The sequence below is a fragment of the Curtobacterium sp. MCLR17_058 genome, from assembly GCF_003234705.2.
In the GTDB taxonomy this organism is placed as follows: domain Bacteria; phylum Actinomycetota; class Actinomycetes; order Actinomycetales; family Microbacteriaceae; genus Curtobacterium; species Curtobacterium flaccumfaciens.
The window spans coordinates 1944667-1957609 of the sequence record NZ_CP126262.1; the positions used below are offsets into that span (position 1 = coordinate 1944667).

Below are 12943 nucleotides of genomic sequence, written 5' to 3' on the forward strand. Positions count from 1 at the left end.
CCCGAAGGGCATGGATGAACGACGAGACCGAGCCGGTGACCGAGAGTCCTCTGCTGAACCCTCGACCGTCCTCCGGCGGTCTCGACCGATCCGACGTCGTCGTCCGCAAGGGGCGACTGACCCTGATCAACGGACACCTCACGCCGCAGCAGTCGATGATCGAGGACCTGCTGTTCCTCGACGACGCGCTCACCGCGGCTGACGTCGACCACCTGCTCATCCGCGGCAACGACCAGCGCCCGGTGATCGCCCTCGACGAGCGCGACCGTCAGCGCGCCGAGAGCGCCGTGATGTCCGCGGCCGTCAACGAGCCCTTCTACGCGAAGCCCCCGGGCAAGCCGGCCGTGCTCGTGCAGGACGACGGACTCGGCTCCGTCGAGGAACCCGTGCTCCGCGTGTTCCGCCCGCGGCTCGAACCCCTCGGACGCCTGCGCTACGGAGCAGAGACGAGCGTCCAGCTCGAGTTCTGGCGCGTCACCGACATCGAGGTCCTCGCACCCGTCGAGAACGCCCTGATGCGTCGCAGCCTGCCGATCGACGAGTTCGTCCTCGTCGACATCGAACGCTACGGCCGCACCTGGCGCACCGTCGAGCACATGTTCGACGACCACGTCTCGGACATCCGGTTCCCGATCGACATCGTCTTCTCGTGGGTCGACGGCAACGCCATCGAGTACCAGCGCGCCCGCCAGGCCGCACAGTCGAACGCCGTCCTGGGCGAGGGCGACGACGCCCCGGCCCGGTTCCGCCAGATCGACGAGCTGAAGTACGCGCTCCGCTCGGTGCACACCTTCGCACCGTGGATCCGCCAGATCTACATCGCGACGGACTCCCCCGCGCCGCACTGGCTCGCCGAGCACCCGAAGGTCCGGATCGTCCGCAGCGAGGAGTTCTTCGCAGACCCCTCCGTGCTGCCGACGCACAACTCGCAGGCCGTCGAGTCGCAGCTGCACCACATCCCGGGCATCAGCGAGCACTTCATCTACTCGAACGACGACATGTTCTTCGGGCGCCTCGTCGACCCCTCGGTGTTCTACAGCCCGGGATCGGTCACGAAGTTCATCCTCGCGTCGACCCGGATCGGCCTCGGCTCCAACAACCCGGCACGCAGCGGTTTCGAGAACTCCGCCCGCGTGAACCGTCGCCTGCTGCAGCAGCGCTTCGGTGCGGTGACCACCCGGCACCTCGAGCACGCCCCGACGCCCCTGCGCGCCTCGATCATGACCGAGATGGAGCACGAGTTCGCCGACGAGTTCGCGGCCACTGCGGCGTCCCGCTTCCGAGCCGCCGACAACATCTCGGTGACGAACTCGCTGTACCACTACTACTCGCTGCTCACCGGTCGGGCGATCATCCAGGAGAACGCGGCCGTCGGGTACATCGACACGACCATGGTCTCCGGACTCAAGGCCCTCGACGAGCTCTTGAAGAAGCGGAACGTGGACTTCTTCTGCCTCAACGACGGCAGCTTCCCCGAGGTCAGCGACGAAGAGCGCACGCAGCGCGTGACGGGCTTCCTGGAGCGCTACTTCCCGTTCCCTGCGCCGTGGGAGCGCCCCAGCGCTTAGGACGCGCCAGCGGCCTGCTGGGAGCGTCCCAGCGCTCAGGACGCGCCAGCGGCCTGCTGGGGCGCTCCGGGCGAGCCTGCGAGCCCGGCGCCGGAACCCAGCCAGCTGGTTCGCACGTCACCGCACGCCGACCGGTCACGACTCCCCGCCACACCCACGCCGAGCGGTCACAGCCCGTCGCCTCCGCCTCCCGCAACCAACAGAACGTGACCACGCGACGCAGCACCCGCGGTGAGTCGCGACCACCCCGCGGGCCGGGAGGCGCGAGTCGACCCCGCCACGGGCCTCCCGACCGTCGGGCGTGCCGTCGGGACGTACACGACGCCGCGCGGTCAAGACACCCCGTTGACTGCCCGCCGAGCGGTCACAAACTGTTGATTGCCGAGCCGCCAGCCGACGGAACGTGACCACTCGCCGCGCACTGACGGGGAGTCGTGACCGCACGCGCCAACGCTTGGTGAGCAGAAGAGGTCGGGTCCGCATGGCAGACCCGACCTCTTCTGCACTCGGAGTGCGCGGGGCTACCGGTGGATGGGGGAGACGGGCACCGAGTCGAGCGTGAACACCGGGATGCTCGAGGTGACCGGTGCCGGCTCGACGGCCGCGGGGATCGTCACGCCGTGCGCCGCGAGCTTCGCCTCGGTCTCGAGCGCGGAGACGGGCTCTCCGACGGTGGCGTAGTGCCCGATCGGGACGACCGAGTGCACGACGTTGTGGCCGTAGACGTGCACGAGGTTGAACGACTGCGCACCGTCTCGTCCGCGGGTGCCGCCCTGGAACTCCGTGAGGTCCTGGGTGTAGCAGGTGGCGCTGGCGACGGACACCGGGATGCCGGCGAACACCGCACTGGTGGAGTAGTGCAGGTGCCCGGCGATGATGGCGAGGACGTCACTGCCCTCGACGACCTCGGCCAGGGCCTGCTGGTCGCGGAGCTCGACGAGGACGGTGAGGTCCTGGACACTCGGCACCGGCGGGTGGTGCATCGCGAGGATGGTGCCGTGCGGCGCGGCCTCGGACAGGACCTCGGCGAGCCAGTCGAGCTGCTCGGGGGAGACCTCACCGTGGTGGTGACCCGGCACGCTCGTGTCCAGGGTGATCACGCGGAGACCGTTGACGTCGTAGACGAAGTCGACCGGGCGGTCGGTGGGCTGCAGGCCGAAGAGCTCCTGGCGGAAGGCACCGCGCTCGTCGTGGTTGCCCATGGCCCAGATGACCTGTGCACCGATGCGCTGCGCGGCCGGTTCGAGGATCTCGCGGACACGGGCGTACGCTCCCGGCTCGCCCTTGTCGGCCACGTCGCCGGTGACGACGATCGCTTCGGGACGCGTGCCCGAAGCTTCGATGTCCGCGACGATCTGCGTGAGCCGAGCGGCGGAGTCGACATCGCCGTACAGGTCGCGGTCCCCGGAGACGAGGTGCGTGTCGCTGAGGTGGAGGAGGAAGTGGTTCGGCCTGGGGTGTTCGGCCGTCCGGCTGTCCATCGGGGTCTCATTCCGTTGGCGGATGCGTGGTGCAACACGTTGCCACACCGTCCTGGACGAGTCCAGCACGCGAGAGTGAACCAGCCGTGAACTGGGGGCGGCGTGTTGCCCTGTGCACGAAGAAACCCCCGCCACTTCGTGACGGGGGTTGCTTCGTGCGCTACCGATCAGTGATCGCCGGGGCCGACCTGGGGAGCCTGGTGGCCGCCCTCGAGGTTCGGGCCGTGGTGCGCGGCGTGTGCTGCCTCGAGCTCTGCCTTCGAGACCGGTTCGATGCGGTCTTCGAAGAAGAAGCGGGAGACGCCAGCGCGGACCTTCTGCAGACCCGTGATCTTGCCCTTGGCGTTCGGGCGGATCATCAGCGGCTTGTACTCGTTGAACTGCAGGAGCTTCCAGCGCTCGTACTCGTCGAGCTGCTCGTGCACCTCGATGTACTCGCCGTGGGGGAGTCGGACGATGCGGCCCGACTCGTAGCCGTGCAGGACGATCTCGCGGTCCTTCTTCTGGAGGGCGAGGCAGACACGCTTCGTGATCCAGAAGGCGATGAACGGACCGAGGACCGTCGTTGCCTGGATCACGTGGATCACGTGTTCGATCGACACCAGGAAGTGCGTCGCGATGATGTCCGACGAGGCTGCTGCCCAGAGGCTGGCGTAGAGCGTGATGCCAGCGGCACCGAACGCCGTGCGCGTCGGGGCGTTGCGCGGGCGGTCGAGGATGTGGTGCTCACGCTTGTCGCCCGTGACCCACGCCTCGATGAAGGGGTAGAGCAGGATCGCCAGGATGAGCAGCACCAGGACCGCGATCGGCGCCAGGATGTTGAACGACACCGTGTAGCCGAACCACACGACCTCCCAGTGCGGCGGGACCAGTCGGAGCGCGCCGTCGGCGAAGCCGATGTACCAGTCGGGCTGGGTACCGGCGGACACCGGGGAGGGGTCGTACGGGCCGTAGTTCCAGATCGGGTTGATCGTGAACAGCGACGCGATGAGGGCCAGGATGCCCGCGACGATGAAGAAGAACCCACCGGCCTTCGCGGCGAACGCCGGGAGGATCGGGACACCGACGACGTTCTCGTTGGTCTTGCCCGGACCGGCGAACTGCGTGTGCTTGTTGATCACGACGAGCACGAGGTGGACACCGAGCACCGCGACGAGGATCGCCGGCAGCAGCAGGATGTGCAGCGTGTACAGGCGGCCGACGATGTCGGTCCCCGGGAACTCGCCACCGAACAGCAGGTAGGCGATCCAGACGCCGATCACCGGGACACCCTCGATCATGCCGACGATGATCCGCAGACCGTTTCCGGAGAGCAGGTCGTCGGGGAGCGAGTAGCCGGTGAAGCCCTCGGCCATGGCGAGGACCCAGAGCAGGAAGCCGAAGACCCAGTTGAGCTCACGCGGCTTGCGGAAGGCGCCGGTGAAGAACACGCGGGCCATGTGCAGCATGATCGACGCCACGAACAGCAGGGCTGCCCAGTGGTGGACCTGGCGGACGAAGAGCCCGCCGCGGATGTCGAACGAGATGTCGAGCGTGGACTGCAGGGCCGTCGACATCGCCACGCCCTTGAGCGGGACGTACGAGCCGTTGTAGACGACCTCGGTCATGGACGCCTGGAAGAAGAACGTCAGGAAGGTCCCGGAGAGCAGCACGACGACGAAGCTGTACAGCGCCACCTCGCCGAGCATGAAGCTCCAGTGGTCCGGGAAGATCTTGCGGCCGACTTCCTTGACGAGGCCCGAGATGCTGGTGCGCTCGTCGATGTAGTTGGCGACCCCGCCGATGATGCGGGATCCACGCTCCGGCGCCGGCTTGTTCGTCGACGTGTTCGGTGCGGTGGTGGTGGTGCTGGTCATCAGCGTTCACGCTCCCAGAAGGACGGTCCGACCGGCTCGTGGAAGTCGCTCTGGGCAACCAGGTAGCCGTCGTCGTCGATCGCGATCGGAAGTTGGGGGAGGGGGCGTGCTGCCGGACCGAAGATGACCTCGCAGTTGTTCGAGACATCGAAGGTGGACTGGTGGCACGGGCACAGCAGGTGGTGCGTCTGCTGTTCGTAGAGCGCGACGGGGCAACCGACGTGGGTGCAGATCTTGGAGTACGCGACGATGCCGTCGTAGCCCCAGTTCTCGTGGCCCTTGGACGGGTTGAGGTCCTTCGGGTCGAGACGCATGAGGAGGACGGAGGCCTTGGCCTTCTCTTCCAGCATGTGCTCGGACTCGAGCATGCCCTCGGGGATGACGTGGAACACCGAACCGATGGTGACGTCGGAGGCCTTGATCGGCAGACCCGTCGGGTCCTTCGTCAGGCGCAGGCCCTGCTTCCAGAAGGTGTGGCGGAGCAGCTCGTTGGGGTCCTCGGCCGGAGCGAGGTCACGGACCAGGACGATGCCGGGGAGCGGGAACGCGGCCAGGGCGCCGATCATCGAGTTGCGGATCAGCTTGCGACGGCTGAAGCCCGACTCCTTGTCGGCGAGCTGGAACGCCTCGACCGCCTTGGCGCGGGTCGCGTCGGTGCCGCGGGTGCCGTGGCGGAGCTCGGTGATCTCACGGTCGACGACCAGGGACTTCGACCAGTAGACGGCGCCGAGGCCGAGGGCGAGGAGCGCGAGGGCGATCGACAGGCCCAGGAAGAGGTTCGCGGTGCGGACCGTCCCGAAGTCGCTCGGGTCGATCGGGAAGGCGACGTACGCCGCGATCGACAGCACGCTGCCGACGATCGACAGGTAGAAGTACGCGGCGACCTGGCGCTCGGCCAGACGCTGCTTCTTCGGGTCGACGTCGGTGCGACGCGGGCGGTGCGGCGGCTCGCCCGGGTTCTCGAACGGGTCGACGGGGAGGACCGCGATCCCGGGGGAGGTGGTCGTGCCGTGCTTCTCGACAGCCGAGGACGAGTTCAGCGTCTCGTCGTCGTGCTCTGCCATGGTGTTCCCTTCAGTGTCGTTCGACACGGACGATCAGTTGGACTTCGCGGTCAGCCAGACGGTCATCGCGACGACCGCGCCGAGTCCGAAGATCCAGATGAACAGACCCTCGGCGACCGGCCCCAGGGAGCCGAGTGCGAAGCCACCGGGGGACTTGTTGTCCTGCACGTACTTGAGGTACGTGATGATGTCGGCCTTCTGCTCCGGCGTCAGGTTCAGGTCGTTGAAGACCGGCATGTTCTGCGGACCGGTGAGCATGGCCTCGTAGATGTGCTTGCCGGAGACCGTCTCGAGGTTCGGGGCGTACTTGCCCTCGGTCAGCGCACCGCCGGCGCCGGCCACGTTGTGGCACATGGCGCAGTTGATGCGGAACAGCTCGGCGCCTTCAGCAGCGTCGCCGTCCTCACCGTTGGTGAGCTCGGTGGAGGGGACCGACGGGCCGGGGCCGAGGGAGGCGACGTACTGCGCGAGCGCGTCGACCTGCTCGTCCGTGAACTGCGCGGGCTTCTCTTCGGCCTGCGGGCCCTGAGCGGCCATCGGCATGCGGCCGGTGCCGACCTGGAAGTCGACCGACGCGGCGCCGACACCGATGAGGGACGGGCCCTCGCTCGTGCCCTGCGCGGAGAGACCGTGGCAGGTGGCGCAGTTCGAGGCGAAGAGCTTCTCGCCCTCGTTCACCTGCGACTGGCTCGAGGCGGCGACGGTGTTCGTGCTGTCGTCGGCGTTCGCCGTGGAGCTGAACAGTGCGTACGCGCCACCGGTGGTCATGAGACCCACGACGATGAGCGACACGGTCGCCATCGGTGAACGGCGGCCCTTCTTGGACTTGGTTCTGTTGAACATGTGCTGGGGGGTGTCCAGTTCCTACTTGAGAAGGTAGATGACGGCGAAGAGGAAGATCCACACGACGTCGACGAAGTGCCAGTAGTACGACACGACGATGGCGGTGGTCGCTTCCTTGTGGCCGAAGTTCTTGGCGGCGAAACCGCGGCCGAGCGTCAGCAGGAAGGCGATGAGGCCACCGGTCACGTGGAGCCCGTGGAACCCGGTGGTCATGTAGAACGCCGAGCCGTATGCGCTGGAGGAGAGCGTCACGCCCTCGTGCCAGAGGTTGGCGTACTCGAAGATCTGGCCGCAGACGAAGATCGCACCCATCGCGTAGGTGACGAAGAACCACTCCGTCATGCCCCAGTGGCGCGGGTTCCAGCTCGTCCGGTGCACCTGGAAGCGCTCCGCGGCGAACACGGCGAACTGGCAGGCGAAGCTGGACAGCACCAGGATGATCGTGTTCACGGAGGCGAAGGGCACCTCGAGCTTCGCGGTCTCGGTCGCCCAGAGCTCAGGGGACGTGCTGCGGAGCGTGAAGTAGATCGCGAACAGGCCGGCGAAGAACATGACCTCGCTGCCCAGCCACACGATCGTCCCCACGGCCACGGCGTTCGGCCTGTTGAGGGCCGGACCGCTGGCTGATCTGGAGAGAGAGGTGCTAGTCACGTCCTCCATTATGGCCGAAACCCCCGACAGTGTTTTCGCAGGAGACTGGCGGGTCTCTCGAATTCACTACGATCGAGCCATGCCTGACGCACTTTCTTGGCCAGCAGTGATCAGCGCGCTCATGGCGCGCGAGGACCTGACGATCAGGCAATCCACATGGGCCATGGAGGAGATCGTGCACGGGCGCGCCACCCAGGCACAGATCGCGGCCTTCGCCGTGACGCTCCGCGCGAAGGGCGAGACCGTCGACGAGGTCGTCGGGTTCCGCGACGCGATCCTGGACGCTGCGGTTCCGCTCGACGTCGATCCGATGGCGCTCGACATCGTCGGGACCGGCGGCGACGTGGTCGGCACCGTGAACATCTCGACCATGGCGGCCATCGTGATCGCCGCCGCCGGGGTCCCCGTCGTCAAGCACGGCAACAAGGCCAGCTCGTCGAAGTCCGGGTCGAGCGACGTGCTCGCCGCCCTCGGACTCGATCTCACGATGGACGCCGCGCGTGTCGCGGACACCTTCCGGCGTGTCGGGCTGACCTTCGCCTTCGCCAACGCGTTCCACCCCGGTTTCGCCCACGCAGGCCCGGTGCGGCGCGAGATCGGCGTGCCGACGGTGTTCAACTTCCTCGGCCCGCTGGTCAACCCCGCACGGTGCGAGGCCAACGCCGTGGGGGTCGCCCAGCTCGACCTCGTCCCGATCATCACGGGTGTGTTCCAGACGCGCGGAGCGACGGCCCTCGTGTTCCGCGGCGACGACGGACTCGACGAGCTGACCACCACCGGGCACAGCCACATCTGGGAGGTCACGGGCGGCCGCGTCACCGAGCACGACCTCGACCCGCGGGACCTCGGCATCGCCCGGGCACGCACGGAGGACCTGCTCGGCGGCGACCCCGAGCACAACGCCGGCGTCGTCCACCGGGTGCTCGCGGGAGAGACCGGACCCGTCCGCGACATCGTCCTGCTGAACGCCGCGGCCGGCCTCGTCTCGTTCCGGCTGGCAAAGGACCCGAACGAGTCCGACCGGCCGATCCTGCAGCGCTTCCGCGAGCAGCTGGTCGTCGCCGCCGAGGCGGTCGACTCAGGCGCCGGTACGCGCAAACTGGCTGATTGGGTCGGCGCAGCCCCCGCCGCGTAGTCCACGCCGCCCCCGCGCACCGTGCGCGGTGCGTCACCCGGTGCGAGAACGACGGCTCGGTGCTGCGCCACGAGCGCGCACCAGGCGGTTGCCGCTGCACCCGGTCAACAAACCCGCACCGTGCCGTGCCGGTAACCCCGTGCCGGACCGGAGGCCCGTGGCGGGCCCGCCCCGCGCCTCCAGTCCGCACCGTGCGCGGTCTGCGATCCCGTGCCGCTTCCGCGCAAGCCGCACCGTGCGCGGTGCGTCAGCTGGTGCGAGCCTGACGGCTCGGTGCTGCGCCACGAGCGCGCACCGGGCAGTCACCGCTGCACCCGGTGAACAAGCCCGCACCGTGCCGTGCCGTGCCGGGCACCCCGTACCGGGCAGGAGGCCCGTGGCGGGCCCGCCCCGCGCCTCCAGTCCGCACCGTGCGCGGTCCGCGATCCCGTGCCGCATCCGCGCAAGCCGCACCGTGCGCGGTTCGTCACCAGGTGCGAGCCTGACGGCCTGGTGCTGCGCCACGAGCGCGCACCGCGCGGTCACCGCTGCACCCGGTCAACAAGCCCGCACCGTGCCGCACCGGCAACCGCCCGACGACCGACGACCGACCGACCGCGACCGACCCGCAGGAGACGCAACGCACAGGAGGCCCGGTGCCGGTTCCTGGAACCGGCACCGGGCCTCCCGTCGGTGCGTTCAGTGCACGCGGTCAGCGTGCGCGTGCTTCGTTACTGCACGTCCTCGTCGACCCAGTCGAAGGTCTTCGTGACGGCCTTCTTCCACAGGCGGAGCGTGCGCTCGCGCTCGGCGGCGTCGAGCTGGGGCTCCCAGCGCTTGTCCTCCTGCCAGTTGGCACGGAGCTCGTCGAGGTTGGCCCAGAAGCCGACCGCGAGACCGGCGGCGTAGGCCGCACCGAGCGCCGTCGTCTCCGCGACGACCGGACGGACGACCGGCACGTTGAGCATGTCGGCCTGGAACTGCATGAGCTCGCTGTTCGCGGTCATGCCGCCGTCGACCTTGAGCTCGGTCAGGTCCACGCCGGAGTCGGCGTTGACCGCGTCGAGGACCTCTCGGGTCTGCAGCGCCGTCGCCTCGAGGGCGGCACGCGCGATGTGGCCCTTGTTGACGAAGCGGGTGAGGCCGACGATCGCACCGCGGGCGTCCGGACGCCAGTACGGCGCGAAGAGCCCGGAGAACGCCGGCACGAAGTACACGCCGCCGTTGTCCTCGACCGTCTTGGCCAGGGCCTCGACCTCCGGGGCGCTGCCGATCAGACCGAGGTTGTCGCGGAGCCACTGGATGAGCGAGCCCGTGACGGCGATCGAACCCTCGAGGGCGTAGTGCGTCTCCTGGTCGCCGAGCTTGTAGCCGACGGTGGTGAGCAGGCCGTTCTCGGAGCGGACGATCTCGGTACCGGTGTTGAAGATCAGGAAGTTGCCGGTGCCGTAGGTGTTCTTCGACTCACCCTGGTCGAACGCGGCCTGACCGAAGGTCGCGGCCTGCTGGTCGCCGAGGATGCCGGCGATCGGGACCTCGCGCAGCAGGCTCGAGGACTCGACGTGGCCGTAGACCTCGGAGGAGCTGACGATCTCGGGGAGCATCGACTTCGGGACACCGAAGTCGGCGAGGATGTCGTCGCGCCACTGCAGCGTCTCGAGGTCCATGAACAGCGTGCGGGACGCGTTCGTGACGTCGGTCTTGTGCACGCCGCCGTCGATGCCACCGGTCAGGTTCCAGAGGACCCAGGTGTCGGTGGTGCCGAAGAGCAGGTCGCCCGCCTCGGCCTTCTCACGAGCACCCTCGACGTTCTCGAGGATCCACATGATCTTGGTGCCGGCGAAGTAGGTCGCGAGCGGCAGGCCGACGATGGCCTTGTACTTGTCGGTGTCGCCGTCGGCGAGCTTGTCGACGAGCGCCTGCGTGCGGGTGTCCTGCCAGACGATCGCGTTGTAGATCGGCTTGCCGGTGGTCTTGTCCCAGACGACGGCGGTCTCGCGCTGGTTGGTGATGCCGACGGCTGCGACGTCGTGGCGCGTGATGTCGGCACGCGACAGTGCCTGACCGATCACCTCGCGGGTGTTGTCCCAGATCTCGGCGGGGTCGTGCTCGACCCACCCGGCACGCGGGAAGATCTGCTCGTGTTCCTTCTGCCCGGTCGAGATGATCGAACCGGAGTGGTCGAACACGATTGCTCGGGTCGAGGTCGTGCCCTGGTCGATGGCGACGATGTAGTCGGCCATTGGTGCTCCTTACGGGTGTTCGGTGCGGTGCGTGGTCGGTCGTGCGGAACGGCCGGTCACGCCTTCGGGGTGGGGTGGGTCAGCTGACGATGGGCAGCAGGGCGACGGACAGGCCGGCGGCGAGGGCGCCACCGATCAGCGGTCCGACGACCGGCACCCAGGCGTAGGCCCAGTCGCTCGAGCCCTTGCCCTTGATGGGCAGGATGGCGTGCGCGATGCGGGGGCCGAGGTCACGGGCCGGGTTGATGGCGTAGCCGGTGGGGCCACCGAGGCTGACACCGATCGCGATCACGAGGAAGGCGACGGGGATCGCGCCGAGCGATGCCGGCGTCTGACCGTTCGAGAACGCGATGACGACGAAGACCAGCACGAAGGTGCCGATGATCTCCGTGACGAGGTTCCAGCCGTACGACCGGATCGCGGGGCCGGTCGAGAAGACGCCGAGCTTGGCGGCCGCGTCGGGCTCCTCGTCGAAGTGCTGCTTGTAGGCGAGCCAGACGATGACCGCGCCGATGATCGCGCCGATCAGCTGGGCGAGCCAGTAGAGGAACATCTCGCCGACGGTGATCTTGCCGAGCAGGGCGAGCCCGAGGCTGACCGCGGGGTTGAGCTGACCGCCCGAGCTGTACGAGACGGTGACACCGGCGAAGACCGCGAAGCCCCAGCCGATGGTGACCATCAGGAACCCGGCTCCGAAGCCCTTGGACTTCGCGAGCGAGACAGCGGCGACGACGCCGCCACCCAGGATGATGAGCATCGCCGTACCGACGAGCTCGGACAGGAAATTGACGCCGATGCCGTCCATCGGTGACCTCCAGTGCGTGAGGGTGGGGGTCCGGCCGTGCTGCGCCGCACTCCCCGTTGAGTGATTGAGGCCAACCATAGTGATGCGGTTCACGGCCCGGCGATGAATTCGTGAGCGAAGTGCGGCATCGTGCACGAACGTGCAGGACGAGTGTCCCCAGCACGATCCCGAGCCGGTGGCGCGTCCTCGGCGCACTGCACGAACGTGCATCGGGAGCGGACGGCTGCCCGTGCCGTCGATGTAGATTGGGCCCACTCCGGTCGACGACGCGCGGTGTGACCGCCACGGTTCGACCCCGTACCCGTGGAGGCACCGCATGAAGAAGCTCATCAACGACCCGCAGGCCGTGGTCGAGGAGACCGTCCGGGGCTTCGCCCGGGCACACGCCGGACACGTCGTCCTGGTCGAGGACCCGATCCACCTGCACCGCGCTGACGCACCCGTCGCCGGCAAGGTCGGGATCGTCAGCGGCGGCGGCAGTGGCCACGAGCCGCTGCACGCCGGCTTCGTCGGGTACGGCATGCTCGATGCCGCGGTGCCCGGCCCGGTGTTCACGAGCCCGACGCCCGACCCGATCGTCGCGGCGACGAAGGCCGTCGACGGTGGTGCGGGCGTGCTGCACATCGTGAAGAACTACACCGGCGACGTGCTCAACTTCGAGACGGCCGCCGAGCTCGCGGCGATGGACGACGTCCGCGTCGAGTCCGTCGTGGTGGACGACGACGTCGCGGTGCAGGACTCCCTGTTCACCGCCGGCCGGCGCGGTGTCGCCGGGACCGTCGTGGTGGAGAAGTGCGCCGGCGCCGCCGCCGAGCGCGGGGACGACCTGGACGCGGTCGCCGCCGTGGCCCGGCACGTCAACGACGTCACGCGGTCGATGGGGCTCGCACTGGCATCGGGCACCGTCCCGCACGCGGGGGAGCCGTCGTTCGTGTTGGCCGACGACGAGGTCGAGCTCGGCATCGGCATCCACGGCGAGCCCGGCCGCGAGCGGATCGCGATGGCACCGGCGGACGAGCTGGTCGACCGCGTGCTCGAACCGATCCTGACCGACCTCGACGCCCCGGCCGGGTCGTCGCTGCTGCTCCTGGTGAACGGCATGGGCGGCACTCCGCTGTCTGAGCTCTACATCGCCTACCGACGCGCCGCCGAGGTCCTCTCGGACCGCGGCCACCAGGTCACGCGTAGTTTGGTCGGCGACTACGTCACGTCCCTCGAGATGCAGGGGTTCTCGCTCACCGTCACGGTGCTCGACGACGAACTCACGGCCCTCTGGGACGCCCCGGTGGAGACCCCGGCCCTGCGCTGGGGACGCTGA

Annotated in this window: 10 protein-coding genes; 3 read left to right on the forward strand and 7 right to left on the reverse strand. The window is 68.6% G+C overall.

The annotated features are described in order from the left end of the window. Positions 1-14: 14 nt before the first annotated feature. Positions 15-1568 carry a stealth family protein gene (locus DEJ11_RS09265; protein WP_071403837.1) on the forward strand — a complete coding sequence of 518 codons (1554 nt, stop codon included), beginning with the start codon at positions 15-17 and terminating at the stop codon, positions 1566-1568. A 521-nt stretch (positions 1569-2089) separates the two neighbouring features. Here the strand turns inward: DEJ11_RS09265 and DEJ11_RS09270 are convergent. The 5 genes from DEJ11_RS09270 to ctaE all read right to left on the reverse strand — a co-directional run bounded on the left by DEJ11_RS09270 (position 2090) and on the right by ctaE (position 7472). Beyond that, positions 2090-3049: a phosphodiesterase gene (locus tag DEJ11_RS09270; RefSeq protein WP_111103583.1), complete on the reverse strand. Its 960-nt coding sequence runs from the start codon at positions 3047-3049 to the stop codon at positions 2090-2092. 167 nt (positions 3050-3216) lie between these two features. Further along, a complete protein-coding gene (qcrB, locus tag DEJ11_RS09275) occupies positions 3217-4905 on the reverse strand; it encodes a cytochrome bc1 complex cytochrome b subunit (RefSeq protein ID WP_071403835.1) in 1689 nt (562 codons plus the stop codon). Continuing rightward, positions 4905-5969, reverse strand: coding sequence for a cytochrome bc1 complex Rieske iron-sulfur subunit (gene qcrA, locus DEJ11_RS09280; RefSeq protein ID WP_027465615.1), 1065 nt, complete (start codon positions 5967-5969; stop codon positions 4905-4907). Before qcrA ends, qcrB begins: the two co-directional genes overlap by 1 nt. A 33-nt stretch (positions 5970-6002) precedes the next feature. Then, positions 6003-6812, reverse strand: coding sequence for a cytochrome bc1 complex diheme cytochrome c subunit (gene qcrC, locus DEJ11_RS09285; RefSeq protein ID WP_071403834.1), 810 nt, complete (start codon positions 6810-6812; stop codon positions 6003-6005). Positions 6813-6833: 21 nt separating this feature from the next. After that, a complete protein-coding gene (ctaE, locus tag DEJ11_RS09290) occupies positions 6834-7472 on the reverse strand; it encodes an aa3-type cytochrome oxidase subunit III (RefSeq protein WP_027465617.1) in 639 nt (212 codons plus the stop codon). Between the two features lie 70 nt (positions 7473-7542). Here ctaE and trpD point away from each other — a divergent pair, with 70 nt between their 5' ends. Continuing rightward, positions 7543-8598, forward strand: coding sequence for an anthranilate phosphoribosyltransferase (gene trpD, locus DEJ11_RS09295; protein WP_111103584.1), 1056 nt, complete (start codon positions 7543-7545; stop codon positions 8596-8598). A 710-nt stretch (positions 8599-9308) separates the two neighbouring features. On the opposite strand, the gene glpK is transcribed toward trpD, so the two are convergent. Together glpK and DEJ11_RS09305 are read right to left on the reverse strand one after the other, a co-directional pair. Next, the gene (gene glpK / locus DEJ11_RS09300) at positions 9309-10820 is read right to left on the reverse strand and encodes a glycerol kinase GlpK (RefSeq protein ID WP_071403832.1); all 1512 of its coding nucleotides are present in this window, start codon (positions 10818-10820) and stop codon (positions 9309-9311) included. Positions 10821-10899: 79 nt separating this feature from the next. Beyond that, positions 10900-11625 (reverse strand): MIP/aquaporin family protein, encoded by a 726-nt coding sequence (locus DEJ11_RS09305; protein WP_071244695.1) that lies wholly within the window; start codon positions 11623-11625, stop codon positions 10900-10902. Positions 11626-11941: 316 nt separating this feature from the next. On the opposite strand from DEJ11_RS09305, the gene dhaK reads away from it, so the two are divergent. Continuing rightward, a complete protein-coding gene (gene dhaK, locus DEJ11_RS09310; protein WP_071403831.1) occupies positions 11942-12943 on the forward strand; it encodes a dihydroxyacetone kinase subunit DhaK in 1002 nt (333 codons plus the stop codon).